The following is a 17020-nucleotide window of genomic DNA, read 5'->3' on the forward strand; positions in this document are numbered from 1 at the left end:
ATCACGTCAAACCCCACCGATACATAAGGAACAGGATCAACCCATGACCATGACAAACGAGCAGGCCGCGTGGTTTGCAGAAACGTTCGAGAAGCTCGTGGCCAACGTGGGCAAGGCGGTCCTCGGCAAGGAGCACGTCATCCGGCTGACCTTCACCGCGATGCTGGCCGAGGGCCACGTTCTCTTTGAAGATGCGCCGGGCACGGGCAAGACCTCGCTGGCCCGTGCCTTGGCAGCAACGGTCCAGGGTTCGCACAACCGTATCCAGTTCACGCCGGACCTCCTGCCGTCCGATGTGACGGGTGTGACCATCTACGACCAGAAGACCCAGAAGTTCGAGTTCCACAAGGGTCCGGTGTTCAACAACATCGTCCTGGCCGATGAAATCAACCGCGCCTCGCCGAAGACCCAGTCCGCGTTGTTGGAAGTCATGGAAGAGTCGCGCGTGACCGTGGATGGAACCACGTACGAGGCAGGGCGCCCCTTCATGGTGCTGGCAACCCAGAACCCGATTGAGCAGGCCGGCACCTACCGCCTGCCGGAGGCACAGCTGGACCGCTTCCTGATCAAGACGTCCATCGGCTACCCGGATCACGCGTCCACCGTGCGCTTGCTCGGTGGGGCGAACCTGAAGGACCGGTCGAAGGAGCTGACCCCGCTCATCACCACCCAGGCCGTGGCCGACATGGCAGACCTCGCAGCAACTACGCACGTTGATACGGCAGTCCTTGAGTACATTTCGCGCTTGTGCGAGGAGACCCGCAACGCCTCAGAGACGCGCCTCGGCGTTTCGGTTCGTGGAGCCCTGGCCATGGTCCGCGCTGCGAAGGTGTGGGCTGCAGGGCAGGGCAGGAACTTCGTGCTCCCGGACGACATCAAGGAACTTGCACCCGTTGTGTGGACGCACCGTTTGGTGATGGATCCGGAAGCCGAATTCTCCGGTGCTACGCCTGAGGTTGTGCTCACCCGGGTCCTGGCCGACGTAGCTGCTCCGCAGCAACGCGCCACCGCGTAACCCGCAACCGCGTAACCCGCAACCGCATAAGCCAGTCCTGCACCCAGCTCAAACAAAGGCCTCCACATGTCCTCCAGCACACCCCTGACAAGGGCTGCTGACTCGTTCAAGCGCGCTGCGGCGGCAGTGAACGGCAAGATTCGCGGCGCCCGCACGTCCGGCAACGCACCAGGCAACCGTCCTGGTCGTTCCGGGAAACCAGGCAGATCCGGAACTCTCCACCCGGCGGCCGTGTGGGCCGAAGCCGCAGGCACGGCCGGCGAGTTCCTTTCGCCCGCATGGCGCAAGGTCCGTGCCGTCTGGCTGAAATTCGCGTGGCCGGTCCTGTCCGTGGTGAGTCTGTTGGGCTGGGTGGTCCTCGCCGCTGCGATCGGGCTGTGGTGGGCCGGGCAGGCCTGGGGCTGGCAGGAGGCCAAGTCGGCAGCCATGGTGGCATTCCTGCTGTTCGTCCTGGCCATCGCATTCATCGTTGGCCGTTCGGCATACGGTGTGGTGTTGGACCTTGCCCGGACCCGCGTGGCTGTGGGCGACGACGCAGTAGGCAGCATTGCGGTATCCAACGTATCCACCAGGCCACTACTTCCCGCATCACTGGAACTGCCCGTCGGCGCCAACACTGCCGTGTTCCATCTGCCGCGCATGAAACCGGCCCAGGTGCACGAGGACCTCTTCACCATCCCCACGGCCCGGCGTGCCGTGATCGTGGTGGGCCCGGTCCGTTCGGTGCGCGCCGACCCCCTCCACCTTCTGCGCCGCCGCGTGATGTGGACAGAGCCCGTGGACCTGTACGTCCATCCCCGCACGGTGTCGCTGGGCAGCTCGGCAGCAGGCTTCATCCGCGACCTTGAAGGCATGCCCACCACTGAGCTTTCCAGCGCCGACGTGTCCTTCCACGCCCTGCGCGACTATGTTCCCGGGGACGATCGCCGCCATATCCACTGGAAGACCACCGCACGCACCAACAAGCTCATGGTCCGCCAGTTCGAAGAAACACGCCGCGCGCACCTCGCCATCGCGCTGTCCACCAACACCGATGAATACGACTCCGAACCGGAGTTCGAGATGGCCATCTCCGTGGCAGCATCCATCGGGCGCCAGGCCATCAGTGAACAGCGCGACCTCGACGTCCTGACCCAAAAAGGACCGCTCCGCTGCGAAACTGGTCGCAACCTGCTGGACGACGCCACCCGGATTGTCGGGGCGCCGATGCGGAAGACCGCCGTCGACCTCGCCCGGAACCTGTCCGACGCCGTCCCGAACGCCTCCGTCGTCTTCTTCGTCGTGGGCAGCCACGTGACAGCAACCCAACTCCGTACCTGCGCCGCCTCCGTGCCTCCCGGGGTCCGCAGCCTGGCAGTGCGCGTACAACCCGGCGCGGCGCCGTCGAGGGCCAACATCGCGGACCTGACGGTCCTCACCGTTGGTGACCTGGACGATCTGGCCATTGTTCTTCGAAAGGCGGCAGCATGAGCACCGCGCCGAACCAACGCGAGCGTCCCCGCGCCGCCAAGCCCACCCGCCGCGCCACCGGAGGATCGATTTTCGCTGACGGCCGCCCGCTGTGGCACTTCGCCGTTGACTGCGGGGCGCTGGTGGTGCTGCTGTTCCTGGGCGTCCTTGGCTTCAGCCTGAGCTTTGGGGGAGACCCGCGCTACCTGGTCGCCGGACTGGGCGGCGTGCTGCTGGGATTGGGCATTGCTGTCCTGAACGCGCACCTTCGCCTGGGGTTGCTGATCACTGCCGCCCTGGCTTTCGGCGCCTACATGCTGTTCGGTTCCGCCTTGGCTGTGCCGGACTCGGCCGTCTTCGGCGTCCTGCCCAGCCTCGATTCGCTGCGGACGCTGCTGCTGGGCGTCGTGTTTTCCTGGAAGGACATGCTGACTGTCGGTGTGCCCGTGGGTACGGCCAACGGCATGCTGATTGTGCCGTTCCTCAGTTCACTGCTCACGGCACTTGCCGCCGGCTTGCTGACGTGGCGCCTGAAGAGCCCGTACTGGCCGTTGCTTCCCGTCCTGGTCCTGTTTGTCACGGGTATCGCGTTCAGCACCAACGCCGGTTTCCTCAACGTCGAACGCGGCGTCTCCTTGACCATCGTCTCGATCGTCTGGGCGACCTTCCGTCGGGACGTCCTCCGACAGCGGAGCACCAAGACCGTCTCGGCCAACCGTCCGGATTCCGACGCCGGTGTTGCCCGCCGCGGCCAACTCCGCCGCCTGGGGACTGCTGCAGCCGTGATCGCCGTCGCTGTCGGCGTCACCGCCATTGCGTCTCCGCTGGTCAGTGCCAGCGATGACCGGAAGGTGCTGCGCAACACGATCGTCCCGCCCTTCGATCCCCGCGACTACATCACCCCCCTGGCCAGCTTCCGGAACTTCGTCAAGGACGAGAAGGACAGCACGCTGTTCACGGTCAAGGGCCTGCCCAAGGATGCCCGCGTCCGCCTGGCGGCCCTGGACGCCTTCAACGGACTGAACTACACCATGGACCCCAACAGCTCCGGCAACTTCAGCAAGGTAGGCGATGCCCGCTCGCTGAACACGCTGGCTGACACGGGGAGTCCGGTGAAGGGCACCAACTACGCTCTGGACATCACCATCGAGGACTACCAGGGCTACTTCGTTCCCGGCGGACGGCACACCACCGGGATGAGCTTCGCAGATACCTCAGGTGCTGCGTCCGGACTCTATTTCAACGCGGGGACCGACACGGCAGTGACCACCAAGGGCCTGGCCAAGGGTGATAACTACACGGTTCAGGTTTCCGACCCCGGGACCCTGGAGCACGGCCAGTTGACGCAGTACGACTTTGCGAAGCTGACGCTGCCGGAAGCCGAGGAAGTACCCCCGATCATCGCCTCGCAAGCCAACGAGCTTTCGGCTGATGCGCCCACCGCCATCGACCGCGTCCGGCAGATTGAGGCGCACTTCCAGAAGAGCGGTGCGTTCAGCAATGGCTTGGTAACAGAAGGACAGCTTCCCAGCCTCCCCGGGCACAGTGCGGCCCGCGTCCGCAATATGCTCTCCGCCAAACAGATGCTCGGTGACGACGAGCAATATGCCGTGTCCATGTCGCTCATGCTCCGTCACTTGGGCATTCCGTCCCGCGTGGTGATGGGTTTCTATCCGGACCCCAAGAGCCCTGAAAACGGTGCCGGCGACGTCAAGATCACTGGTAAGGACGTGCACGCCTGGGTTGAGGTGGCCTTCGACCGAGTGGGTTGGGTTTCGTTTGATCCCACCCCGCCCAAGGACAATGTGCCCATCCCGCCGGACCCGGAGAACAAGTCCAAGCCCAAGCCGCAGGTGCTGCAGCCGCCGCCCCCGCCACAGGAACCCGCGGACCTGCCGCCGGACTCCACGCCGGATGCCTTGGATGCGGACGAAAAGAAGAACAACCCTTGGCTGTTTTGGGGTCCGTTGCTGGCAGCCATCGGTGTTGCGCTGATTCCGTTGGGGATACTCGCCTTGCCGCTGCTGCTCATCATCTTGTTGAAAGCACGACGCCGGAAGGCCCGTTTCCGTGACGGCCACCCCGCCCAGCGGGTCGGGGGCGGTTGGAACGAAGTGATCAGCCTCGCCACCGACATGGGGGCGTCGATCGACACGAAGTCCACGCGGCGCGAATCGGCCACGGTCCTCGCGGATGCCTTCCCGACTGCCGGCAGCACCACCACGATTCTCGCCCACCGTGCCGACGCCGCCGTGTTCGGTGCCGGCCAGCCGAGCGAGGACGAGGTCAAGGAGTACTGGGAGATTGTGGATTCGTCGCTGACCGACATCACGGGAAGCGTCGGATTCTGGAAACGGCAGCAGGCCCGGTTCTCGCCGCGGTCCTTGTTGTCCGACGGCCGGGCAGCCCTGCGCCGCCGGAACCAGGTACCCACGGATCCCAAGGTCCGCCGCCGCTTTACCTTGCCGTTCAAGAAGGACACCACGGATGAACAATGAGGCCGAACTTTGCCCGGCCTGCAGGCATGCGGTCCGTCCGGGGGCAGCGTTCTGCACCCAATGTGGATCCCCGCTTAACAACCGCGGAGCCCGCAAGGAAGGGAACATCAACCACGCCCGGAAGGCTGCCTTGGAGTTCGCCACCCGGCAGGGCCTGCCCAATCCCGGTAGTATCTCGGTAGTGTCGGCGCCGGCGTCGCCCACGCTGCCGGTACATCCGGGAATGACCACAACGCCGGACGGAATGCCGGGGCCAGGGGGAGGGACCACTATGACTACCAAGCTCGACTTGGTGCCCGCGTCTGCCGGGAAGCGCCTTGGCGCCGCCGTGCTGGACTGGCTGGGCCCCATCGCGGTCCTGGCCACCACCTTCGCAATCGGAATCGCGGGCATCACCCAAACCCGCAGGAACGGCTTCATTGTCTATGACACGGGCCTCCTGGTCCTCCTGGGCAGCATTGGCCTGGGTGTGACGGTGGTGTACACCTTCGTGCTGCTTGCGCTCGAGGCCAAGTCCGGCAACACCATTGGCAACCAGCTCATGGGCATCCGGAGTTCGGACGCTGACGGATATGCTCCCGGCGCCGGTGCCGTTTTTGTCCGTGGCATCATCACTGGCGGGGTCCTGCTCCTCGGCGGGATTGCCTCGGTCATTCTTTCTGCCCTCGGCTTGATTGACCTGGTCCTGTTTATTGGCCTGCCGCTGATGTTCCTCGGCGTCGTCTGGGCCATCCTCGTGGTGGTCTCCAGCGCCTGGGACAAGAACGGCAAGTTGTGCGGCTGGCAGGACAAGGCCGCGAAGTCCTTGGTGTTCGATGTCAACGCTGGACGCAATCCTGTTGCCACCGGCGGCATCCAAGGTCCTTACAGTTTCGCCCCCATGGACCTTCCGCCGGTGCAGGCGGTAGCGTCTCCGGTTCCTTCCGGGGCTTCGCCCGTTGCCACTTCTTCCGGCGCCGGGCAGGCTGTGCCTGCCCAAGCTGTTCCTGTGGTTGCCACGCCGCAGCCCTCGCACGATCCCAACCAGTGGCGCCCACCGGCAGCACCCCGGCCGACGCCCGTTGCACCACAGCAGGCCCCCGTGACCCAGCAGCCTATGACACAGCAGCCTGTGACACAGCAGCCTGCGGCCAGGGCCCAGCAGCCCGGGGGCATGATCCAGCCGCCTGCCGCTGTGATTCCGTCGGCGGCCACCGGGGCTCCGGCCCATCCCGACGACGACGTGGAGCGCACCCAAATGCGTCCGGGAACCACGCGCGCGCAGGCCGTTCTCCGCATCCGGATTGATGACGGGCAGGATGTCCAGCTCGGCGGGTCTGTCCTTCTCGGACGGAACCCGGCACCGCAGCCCGGCGAAGTCGTGGAGCAACTGTTGCCCGTCTCCGACCCCGGCCGGTCCATCTCCAAGACCCACCTGCACCTGCGGGTTGACGGCGACGGCGTCTGGGTCACCGACCGCAACTCCACCAACGGCAGTGCCGTCACCACGCCCGATGGACTTCAGACACGGCTCCACCCAGGCCAGGCAGTCCTGGTCCGTCCCGGTTCCACCGTTCATTTTGGGGACCGTTCCTTCCACCTAGGACAAGCATGAATTCACAGCCGGCTACCCCTGCCAATGCCGAAGCAGGTGCCGCCGTTGGCGCGTCATCCTTTGGCCTGAGCTACGGGTACGGGACGGACCGCGGCCTGCGCCGGGAGCTGAACGAGGATTCCTTCATCGCCGCGGACCCTGTCTTTGCGGTAGCCGACGGCATGGGCGGGCACGAGGCCGGCGAAATTGCCAGCGGTATGTGTGTCCGGACTTTGGGCAGTGCCCCGGAGCTCGCTGCGGGTGTACGAACTGCTTCCGCGGCGGACCTGCAGTCATGCCTGTTGAAGGCTGACGCCGCCATCCGAAAGGCCACGGGAGCCCGTGCGGGAACTACGTTGTCCGGCGTGGTGGTGGTGGAGCAGATGGGCCTGCCCTACTGGCTGGTGATGAACATCGGCGATTCACGAACCTACCGCCTCAGCCAAGGCGAGTTCACCCAGGTCAGCGTGGACCACTCGGAGGTGCAGGAGTTGGTGGATTCCGGCGACATCACCCCGGAACAGGCCGCCGTTCATCCCCGCCGCCATGTGGTCACCCGCGCTTTGGGCACGGGCGACGAAACCGAAGCGGATTTCTGGTTGCTTCCCATTCAGGAAGGCGACCGGATGATGGTGTGCTCGGATGGCCTCAACGGCGAGCTGGGGGATGACCACATGTTCCGCATCCTCAGCACAGTGGCCCATCCGCAAGACGCAGTTGACGCACTGATCCAGGCCGCCCTGAGGAGCGGCGGCCGGGATAACGTCACCGTGATTGTGGTTGATGCCAAAAACGTCCTGAACGACGCCGGCATCGCTACCACCGCGCCCCGCCCGGAGGCGGAGACCGAAGTTGAGGAAGACACGCTGCCGCGGGCCTGGGTTGACGGCACCGATGCCCTTGGCGCAGACCACCCCAAAGGTCAGGAGGAAGGCATAGATGGCAAGCAATAACCGCCTTTCGCCAGTCCGTTACCAGCAGGGCGAATGGTTTGGTGTTGTCCGCAACGGAACCGTGGTGCTTTTGGGGCCGGACACGCCCCACGCCCTGATTGACACTGTCTGGGAGTTACTGGAGTCCGCGCCCGAGGCCCACGAGGTCCTCCATGAGGTGACGGACGCCTTCGGTGTTTCGCTGAGCCGCATCCCTCCATTCGGGATCATAGACTCCAAAGACGCACTCCGGGTGTTCCTCCGTGGTGATCTCGAATTGCTGGTCCAGTTGGCATCAGGCCCGGAACAGCTCACCGGTCGTGACGTCACCACCTGGACCGAGCGTCGACTCGCCGGTGTTTCGTCCTACAGCGTCCGCATTGGTGGCAGTGCTGCCCCCGAAGCGCCACCAAGCACCCTGCCTTTGGACGGCCTTCCCTTGACCGAGGGGGTAGTGCTGCTGTCAGTACTCGACGTTGCCCCCATCGGGCCAGGACGCGACGCCGCGCTGGCGGTCCCTGCCGCTATCGTTGCTCCTGCCGCCAGCGTTCCAGCCCAGGAGCCTGCATCAGCCCAGGAGCCTGTTCCAGCCCAGGAGCCTGCACCCGCCCAGGAGGTCCAGCACGCCGCGTCGGACAGGGTTTCCGACGAAACCATGATCGGCTACACCGAGGCAGACCTCGGGTTGACCATCGCACCCGGCCACCTGGGGCTTGCGGCGGAACTGCCTGCGGTGGATGAACCTGCCGATGACGCCGCCGCGGTCGATGAATCCGCTGCTGATGAATCCGCTGCGGAAGAAGATCTCCCCTCCGAAGAGCCGTCCTCCGCCGAAGCACCGTCCCCGGCAGGCGAAGCTGACGTGGCGGAACCTGCCTCGCAGGGCGAACCGGACGCCGAACAAACGGCTGTGCAGGAACCGGCCGTCCGGGAAGACCCCGAGGAGTCCGGGGCTCCCGTCCACACCAGCACCACGGACCCCATGGTTCCCGCGCTGGAAAACACCACCAACTACGACCACTTATGGGACAAGACGGTGATGCGCAACATTGAAGACGCTGCTGTCCGGGTGGAAGACGACTCCGATGACCACGATGCTCCGGTGTCCAAAGGGCCGGATGCTCCGGCGCCTGCTGGGCCCGCCCTGCAACCACCGGTTCAGGAGTCGCAGGTTCAGGAACCACCGGCTTCTGAACCAGCCGTGCGGAACCCGGCAGCAGTTCACGGCAGTGGGTTGATTGAATCCGTCCCGTGGCTGCGCAGCGGCGCGGCCACGAGCGCAGCTGCCAGCGCCCAGCCCGCGGTTCCGTCCGGACTTGGTGCCGGGCCGGCGCCGCAAATGCCCTCCGGCTGGCCGCCTGCACCCGTGGCTGCTCCCGAGGATGAGGACTCAGACCACGACGGCCAGACCATCATGAAAAGCAGCCTCCCCAGTGATGATGGGGACGCCGCCGAAGCTGCCGTCGCATCTGTACAGTCGTCTGCTCCCAACGGGCCGAGGGTTTTGGCAAGGGTGTGCTCCCAAGGGCATGCCAACCCGCCCACATACCCGCAATGCTCCGTGTGCGGCACCGCCCTGGCCGGCGATGCCGAACAGGTCCCGCGTCCGCGCCTTGGCCGCATGCGTCTTTCCACCGGAGAACTGATTGATCTTGACCAGTCGTTGATCATCGGCCGGCAGCCCTCCGTTTCCCGTGTCCAAGGCGGCACCATGCCCAGGCTGGTGCAGGTGGAGAGTCCCGGAGGGGACATCTCCCGCTCTCACGTGGAGGTCAGGTTGGAGGGTTGGCACGTCATGCTGTGCGACCTGAAGGCAACCAACGGAACCGTGTTGATCAGGGAAGGCCAGGCACCCCGCCGGCTGGCCCAAAACGAAATGGCCATCCTGCTGGACGGCGACATCGCCGAACTGGGTGACGACATTTCATTGCGTTTCGAGGAGATTCTTTGAGTTCCAAGAGGCCCCCCGCGCCGCCTCCACCCATTCCGGGGTTCCAGTACGTCAGCCTGCTCGGCTCCGGTGGTTTCTCGGATGTGTACCTGTACGAACAAGACAGGCCCCGCCGTAAAGTGGCCGTCAAAGTGCTGCTCTCAGACCTGAAGACCGAGGGCGCACGCCGACGCTTCGAGTCCGAGGCGAACCTGATGGCCCAGTTGTCGTCGCATCCGTACATCGTGACGATCTTCGAGGCCGAGATCACGGAGAACGGCCACTCCTACCTCGCCATGGAGTACTGCTCCAGGCCGAGCCTCGATGTCCGGTACCGCCGTCAGCGCTTCAGCGTGGACGAGGTCCTGGCCGTCGGCATCCAGGTGGCGTCCGCCGTCGAGACCGCGCACCGGGCCGGGATCGTCCACCGGGACATCAAACCGGCCAACATCCTGGTAACCGACTACAACCGGCCTGCCCTGACGGACTTTGGTATCTCCGGCACCATCGGCGCGGATACCGAGGACGACGCCGGCATGTCCATTCCGTGGTCACCGCCGGAGCAGTTCCGTGGTGGCGCCGTGGACGGTGTTCCCGTGGACATCTGGGCGCTGGGCGCCACCCTCTACACGCTCCTGGCCGGTCGCTCGCCGTTCGTTTTGCCAGGACAGGACAACTCACAGCGCGAACTGATTTCGCGCATCACCAACTCATCCCTGCCCAGGCTGGGCCGTGCTGACGTGCCCGAGTCGCTGGAACTCGTCCTGGCCACGGCCATGGCGAAGGCTCCGGAGTCCCGTTATTCGTCGGCGCACGCCTTTGCCCTGGCGTTGCAGCGCATCCAGACAGAGCTGAACCTGTCAGTAACGCCCTTCGAAGTGCTTGAAGAACCGGGCCACGTCGATGAGCATCCGGATGACAATTTCGAGGAAACCCGGGTCCGGAGCATCGCGTCCATCGATCCGGACGCATCAGGAACTGCCACCACAGGATCTGCGCCAACCTTCCCGGCGCGGACCTTCCCCTCCACTGTTCCCGGCGCTACCCGGTCTCCCGCCCATCCTGCCGACGCGCCGCAAACGGTCCCGGCAACCCCGGCCCACGCACAGCAAACCCCGCCGCAATTCCACGCGCCCGTCCGGGACCACAGCCCCGTGGAGGAACCCGCGGTGGCAGAGTCCACTGTCCTGCGCGGCTGGCAAACACCGCCGGACCAGCCGGACGTCGACGCAACCGTCAGCCGCTCCGCGGCGTCCGCAGGGGCGTCGACGACGGAAGACGACGCCTCACCAGCGGACCACAGCAAACGCAACCTGTGGCTCGCCGCGACGGGAGCTGCGGTCCTGGTGGTCGCCGTCGTGGTTGGCATGGTTCTCGGTTCCTCGGCCCAGCCGAAAGTGGCCCCGACTGAAACGGCGAGCAAGCCCCCGGCCGACGCTTTGGACAGCGGCAGCGTCCCTGATGTCGAAGCCCTGGCCGCAGCGCGCGACACGACGGATCCGAACATCATCGTCTTCTCCTGGAAGAATCCGCAGCCAAAAGAGGGCGATACCTACAGATGGCGCACCAAGTCGGCCAAAGCTGACGGCGCCTACGAAACGACGCGGACCGAGAAGGCTTTCGTCTCCGGATTCGGTGAGCCGCCCATTTGCGTCCAGGTGATCATTGTCCGGGCTGACGGCAGCGCATCGCCTGAGGGACCGGCCTCGATCGCCTGCCTGGACGGGTAGCCGGCACATGAAACTTGTTTACTGCCGACTGAGGAGGCACAGATCATGGGGGATCTAGCAATAGATTTCTGTGGGGAATGGTACGAACCATCCGACGAGGACATCTTCGACATCGGCCGTGAAGGTGACCTGGAGGTGGACGACAACCCCTACCTGCACCGACGCTTCCTGCAGATTGCCCGCTACGACGGTATGTGGTGGCTCAGCAACGTGGGCAGCATGCTCTCTGCCACCATTGCGGACGGTTCCGGCGGGATGCAGGCCTGGCTTGCGCCCGGTGCGCGGATCCCGCTGGTGTTCAGCCATACCAACGTCATTTTCACCGCCGGCCCCACCACCTACGAGTTCGCTGTCCATTTGAAGACGCCCTCCTTCAGGCACGAGGCCCGTGACGAGGACCAAGCGGGGGACACCACCATCGGCCCCGTGGTGTTCACCGACTCGCAGAAGGCCCTCATCGTTGCCTTGGCTGAACCGATGCTGCGACGCGAAGGCACGGGCTTCAGCGCCATACCTTCCTCTGCGGAGGCTGCGAAGCGGCTCGGCTGGGCGTTGACCCGTTTCAACCGCAAGCTGGACAACGTGTGCGACAAACTGGACCGCGTCGGCGTCGTTGGGCTGCGAGGTGGTGCAGGGAAGCTCGCCACGAATCGCCGCGCACGCTTGGTGGAGCATGCCGTGACATCGCACCTGGTGACACCGGCCGACCTGCACCTCCTTGAAAAAATGACTGGAGTCGACGAAGGATGAAGTTTCGCCTGACCTTGCGGCGCGACCCTGCGGAAGCAAAGGACCTCGCCGTAACGGTGGATGGTCGTGCCACGGTTGCTGATATTGCCACGGAGCTTTGGGCTGCGGACCCCGTACGCAAGGGGACCGAGCCGCCGTCGAACCTGTCCATCAGCGTGGACGAAGCGTTTGTTGGCGGAGGCCTGTCCGGCCACGTCCTGAGGCCCACCGACAACCTGCTTGAGTCCGGGCTGCGGCCCGGTTCCAAGGTTTCGCTCGCGCAGGTGAGCGAGCAGTTCGCATCGAACGGACACGCGGCCGGCACCAACAGGGGACCGGCAGCGGCGACGTTGCGCGTGATGTCAGGGCCCGACGTCGGACGCGAATTTTCGCTGCCTTTCGGCACCAGCTACATCGGCCGGGACCGCGACGCCGACATCCGTCTCTCCGACCCACTGACCTCCAAGCGCCATGCGCGCGTCACAGTGGGCGAAACAGTGGAGATCGTGGATACGAACTCCGCCAACGGCCTCCTCATGGACGGCCTGCCCGTCACGCGGGCAACGCTGCAATCCTCGGACACTGTGACCCTGGGCGACACCACTGTGGGAGTGGTTGCCTTGTCGCGGAACCACAGCGGCGGCCCGTCGTCGCCATTGGTGGACTTCAACCGGTCACCGCGTGTCCTGCCGAGGTTCGAGTCTCCCAAACGCGTGCCGCCTGCCGGTCCCAAGCGACCTGAGCACCAGCCGTTCCCGTACATCATGCTGGTGGCGCCGCTCCTGATGGGCGGCGTGCTCTTCGCCGTGACCCAAAACCTGCTCTCGGTCCTCTTTATGGCCATGATGCCGCTGTTCATCGTGGGCCATTATGTGGACCACAAGATGCAGAGCAAGCGCCAGGCAAAGGAAGGCCACAAGCAGTTCAAAGCGTCCATGCTGGCGTTCCGCGAGGACATCGACCGGCAGCAGAATATTGAGCGGGCCGTCAGGCTGCAGGAAGCACCTTCCGTGAGCGACACCGTCGACGCGATCTACAAGCTTGGTCCGCTCCTGTGGACCAACCGGCCTGAGCACCAGCACTTCCTGGGTGTCCGGTTCGGGCTGGGCTCCGCGCCGTCGCGGATTCCTTTTGACGAGCCTGGCGCCAACGAGACCGAACCCCAATACATGAGGGAAATCCAGGACTGCCTGCGGGAGGTCCGCGTCATCGGCGGCGTACCGATCGTCTCGCAGTTGCGGACCTCGGGTTCGTTCGGCGTGGCAGGGGACCGCAGCGTGGTGGACGACGTTGCCCGGGGCATGGTGCTCCAGTTGGTAGGCCTCCACTCGCCGGCCGAGGTTGTCCTGACGTCTCTGACCTCTGCCCGTTCCCGTGAACGCTGGGACTGGCTGCAGTGGCTCCCGCACGTCGGTTCAGGCCACAGTCCGCTGTCCGGCGACCACCTCGCCGCAGGTCCCGGAGCCGGTGCCGCGCTGCTGTCCCGCCTCGAAAACCTGGTGGAAGAGCGCGAATCCATGGCGAAGGAGCCAGGCCCGCAGCCGCGGCCCGGACTCAAGGACGAGCACGAAGAAATCCCCGGCCCCGTGGTTCCGGCTGTCTTGGTGATCGTCGAGGACGATGCTCCCGTGGACCGCGGACGCCTCACGCGCTTGGTGGAACGCGGACCCGACTACGGCGTTCACGTTATGTGGGTTGCCGCCAACGTGCAGTCCCTCCCGGCGGCATGCCGTGATTTCCTCTCCGTCGACGGCGAACACGGCACCACCACAGGCCAGGTCCGTCTGGGCCGCCACACTTACCCGGTGAGCTGCGAAAGCCTCGATGCGGACCTGGCCACGCAACTGGCGCGCATGATGTCGCCGCTGGTGGACGTCGGAAACCCGCTCGACGATGACTCCGACCTCCCGCGGGCCGTCTCCTATGCCACCTTGATCGGCAAGGAGCTCATGGACAATCCGCAGGCTGTGGCGGAGCGCTGGCAGGAGAACAACTCCGTCCACGCAACAGCGGTACCCAACCGCAAGGACAACGGCAGCCTCCGTGCCTTGGTGGGTTCCAAAGGCGTGGAGCCGTTCTACCTGGATCTCAAGAACGAGGGACCGCATGCGCTGGTGGGCGGAACCACCGGTGCCGGCAAATCCGAGTTCCTCCAGTCCTGGGTGATGGGCATGGCCGCGGCGTACAGCCCGGACCGGGTCAGCTTCCTGTTCGTGGACTACAAGGGCGGCGCGGCCTTCGCTGACTGCCTGCACCTGCCGCACACCGTGGGCTTGGTGACGGACTTGTCCCCGCACCTGGTCCGCCGGGCCCTGACCTCCCTGCGCGCGGAACTGCACTACCGTGAACGGCTCCTGAACCGTAAAAAGGCCAAGGACCTGCTGGCGCTCCAACGTGAAGCCGATCCTGAGGCGCCGCCCTACCTGATCATCATCGTGGACGAATTTGCGGCCTTGGCTACCGAGGTTCCCGAGTTCGTCGACGGCGTGGTGGACGTCGCTGCCCGTGGCCGTTCATTGGGCCTGCACCTGATCCTGGCCACCCAGCGCCCTGCCGGTGTCATCAAGGACAACTTGCGTGCCAACACCAACCTCCGCGTCGCGCTCCGGATGGCCGATGAAGTGGACGCAACCGACATCCTGGGCGTGCCCACCGCGGCCTACTTTGACCCCTCCATCCCGGGCCGCGGCGCCGCGAAGACCGGACCAGGGCGCATCCAGGGATTCCAAACCGGTTACGCCGGCGGCTGGACCACGGACAAGCCGCAGCGTCCCCGGATCGACATCGTGGAGATGGCCTTCGGCTCCGGTCCTACCTGGGAACCGCCGCTGGTGGCCCAAGTTGAGGAAGAGCCGGCGGGACCGAACGACATTGCCCGGATGACCGGAAACATCATCCGCGCAGCCGACGTCCTGTCCATCGAGCCTCCCCGAAAGCCGTGGCTCAACGAGCTCGCGACCACCTACGACTTCTCCAAGCTCCCCAACCCGCGGACGGACGAGCGGCTCTTGCTCGGTGTCGCCGACGATCCCGCGCACCAGGACCAGCCCACCGTGTTCTATGAACCGGACAAGGACGGCAACATGGCCGTTTACGGTACGGGTGGATCCGGAAAGTCGGCGGCGTTGCGCAGCATCGCCATCGCCGCGGCGGTCACGCCCCGCGGTGGTCCCGTGCACGTGTATGGCATCGACTGCGGGTCATCAGGCCTGAAGATGCTGGACGGCCTTCCGCACGTTGGCGAAATCATCAACGGCGACGACGTCGAACGCGTGGGCCGCTTGCTGCGCTGGCTCAAGGAAGTAGCCGACGACCGGGCAGCCCGGTTCGCGGAGGTACGGGCCTCCACGATTGTCGAATACCGTCAGCTGGCCAACCGGCCGGAAGAGAAGCGCATCTTCATCCTGGTGGACGGCATGTCCTCCTTCCGCGAAGGGTACGAGTACAGCAAGCTGTCCGCGCTGTGGGACATCTTCCTGACCTTGGCCACTGACGGCCGTCCCCTGGGTATCCACCTGGTAGTGAGTGGTGACCGCACCAACTCCGTTCCGGCGTCGCTCCTTGCTTCCATCCAGAAGCGGTTGGTCCTGCGCCTCAGCTCCGAAGACGACTACATGACCCTCGACGTCCCCAAGGATGTCCTCAACGCCGCTTCGCCTCCCGGGCGTGGCTTGCTGGATGGTCTCGAAGTCCAGTTGGCCGTGCTGGGCGGCAACTCGAACCTGGCCCTGCAGGCACGCGAAGTGGCCAAGCTCAGCCAGGCGATGCTCAGGCAGGGACTCGAGCAGGCACCGCAGATCCAGCGCCTTCCGGAACTGGTGGACCTGGATATCCTGCCCGCCGGCGCTCCGGACAACCCCGTCATTGGTGTCGACGACGAGACGCTGGGTTCGGCGGCCATCGCCGCCAAGGGGTCGCTCCTCCTGGCCGGCCCTCCGGGTGCCGGACGCACGGTCGCGTTGGTTACCCTGGCTTACGCCTTGCGGCGCTCCAACCCACGGACGGACCTCATCTACATCGGCTCACGCCGCTCCGCTGTTGCTTCATTGAACATCTGGAGCCGCTCGCTCGTGGGGCCGGACGAGGTCTCGGACGTCGTGGACGACCTGATCGACAAGGCCTCGGACAACCCCGGCAGCATGGCCATCTTCATTGAGGGCCTGACGGAGTTCACGGACACGTTGGCGGAATCCGGTGTCGGGCGCCTGGTCACGGCGGCCATCAAGGCCGACCAGTGGGTGGTGGGCGAGTCCGAAACGTCCACGTGGTCCCAAGCCTGGTCCCTGGCCCAGCCGTTCAAATCCGGACGCCGTGGACTGCTGCTCAACCCCGGGGACGTGGAGGGCGACAGCCTCCTCAACACCTCCTTGGGCCGCATCAGCACGGACTTCATTCCCGGCCGTGGCTACATCGTTGGACGTGGAAAGGTACGTAAGCTCCAAATCGCCATGCCGCCGGAAAACCGGAGCTAGGATTTGCCGCAGCGCAGGGGGATGTAGGAGGATTTCACGAAACACCCCCAAACCGGGACGCCCCAACGCCCCAACTGAGGTTACTTTCATGCGACACTCCGTTGTCCCTGCCGTTCTGTTGGCTGCCGGCTTGCTCCTGGCACCCGCTGCCGCCGCGCACGCTGCTCCCTGCGACGGGAAGTTTTCCTGCGCTCCCAGCGAAGGGGCCGACGACCCGTCGCCGACGCAGCCTGCGCTGGCCCCGGAAGCGGACAAGAAGCCGACGCCGAAGCCGGAACCAACCCGGGTGCGGGAAACTCAGAATGCGCCTGCACCGGCGCCAACGGTGGAGGCGCCACGCCCAGCGGTGACCCAGGCCCCGGTGAAGGTGGCACCCCAACCGGCCAGTCCGGCGTCGAGCCCGTCCGACGCAGCCCAGACCCCCGAGGCCACCGTGGCGTCAGCGACGCCGTCGGCTGCTCCGAGCGCCAGTGCCACCTCCGCCAGCCCAAGTCCGTCGAAGTCCTCCAACTGGAACACCCCGGTGGACAAGGGCAAGGAAACACAGGCCGCCGTGTTGGCCGGCAATTCCATCGAGGGGCCCAACATGCTGGGCCTGTTTGGCATTCTGGGCGGCGTGCTGATTGTGGGACTGGGAGGCCTGGCGTTCGCGCTGTGGAGCAAGAACCGGCTCTCGTCGCACTAGCGGCACC

General features: G+C 65.5%; 10 protein-coding genes. All 10 read left to right on the forward strand.

Annotated elements, in window-relative coordinates:
* The first annotated feature begins 43 nt into the window (after positions 1 to 43).
* The 10 genes from J3D46_RS12055 to J3D46_RS12100 all read left to right on the forward strand — a co-directional run bounded on the left by J3D46_RS12055 (position 44) and on the right by J3D46_RS12100 (position 17013).
* Positions 44 to 1015 (forward strand): MoxR family ATPase, encoded by a 972-nt coding sequence (locus tag J3D46_RS12055; RefSeq protein WP_231339420.1) that lies wholly within the window; start codon positions 44 to 46, stop codon positions 1013 to 1015.
* 66 nt (positions 1016 to 1081) lie between these two features.
* The gene (locus tag J3D46_RS12060; protein WP_253467411.1) at positions 1082 to 2485 is read left to right on the forward strand and encodes a DUF58 domain-containing protein; all 1404 of its coding nucleotides are present in this window, start codon (positions 1082 to 1084) and stop codon (positions 2483 to 2485) included.
* Positions 2482 to 4962, forward strand: a complete 2481-nt coding sequence (locus J3D46_RS12065) for a transglutaminase family protein (protein WP_231339424.1) — start codon at positions 2482 to 2484, stop codon at positions 4960 to 4962. Before J3D46_RS12060 ends, J3D46_RS12065 begins: the two co-directional genes overlap by 4 nt.
* Positions 4952 to 6556 (forward strand): RDD family protein, encoded by a 1605-nt coding sequence (locus J3D46_RS12070; protein WP_253467414.1) that lies wholly within the window; start codon positions 4952 to 4954, stop codon positions 6554 to 6556. Before J3D46_RS12065 ends, J3D46_RS12070 begins: the two co-directional genes overlap by 11 nt.
* Positions 6553 to 7488, forward strand: a complete 936-nt coding sequence (locus tag J3D46_RS12075) for a PP2C family serine/threonine-protein phosphatase (RefSeq protein WP_231339447.1) — start codon at positions 6553 to 6555, stop codon at positions 7486 to 7488. The genes J3D46_RS12070 and J3D46_RS12075 overlap by 4 nt, the downstream gene beginning before the upstream one ends.
* Entirely contained in the window at positions 7475 to 9418 is a 1944-nt protein-coding gene (locus tag J3D46_RS12080; RefSeq protein WP_253467417.1) for a hypothetical protein, read from the forward strand. The genes J3D46_RS12075 and J3D46_RS12080 overlap by 14 nt, the downstream gene beginning before the upstream one ends.
* A complete protein-coding gene (locus tag J3D46_RS12085) occupies positions 9415 to 11127 on the forward strand; it encodes a serine/threonine-protein kinase (protein WP_253467420.1) in 1713 nt (570 codons plus the stop codon). The genes J3D46_RS12080 and J3D46_RS12085 overlap by 4 nt, the downstream gene beginning before the upstream one ends.
* 45 nt (positions 11128 to 11172) lie before the next feature.
* Entirely contained in the window at positions 11173 to 11877 is a 705-nt protein-coding gene (locus tag J3D46_RS12090; protein ID WP_159708468.1) for a hypothetical protein, read from the forward strand.
* Positions 11874 to 16328 (forward strand): FtsK/SpoIIIE domain-containing protein, encoded by a 4455-nt coding sequence (locus J3D46_RS12095; RefSeq protein WP_253467423.1) that lies wholly within the window; start codon positions 11874 to 11876, stop codon positions 16326 to 16328. The genes J3D46_RS12090 and J3D46_RS12095 overlap by 4 nt, the downstream gene beginning before the upstream one ends.
* Positions 16329 to 16416: 88 nt before the next feature.
* Positions 16417 to 17013 (forward strand): hypothetical protein, encoded by a 597-nt coding sequence (locus tag J3D46_RS12100; protein WP_253467426.1) that lies wholly within the window; start codon positions 16417 to 16419, stop codon positions 17011 to 17013.
* Positions 17014 to 17020: the final 7 nt, after the last annotated feature.

The organism is Paenarthrobacter sp. A20, from assembly GCF_024168825.1.
Classification (GTDB): domain Bacteria; phylum Actinomycetota; class Actinomycetes; order Actinomycetales; family Micrococcaceae; genus Arthrobacter.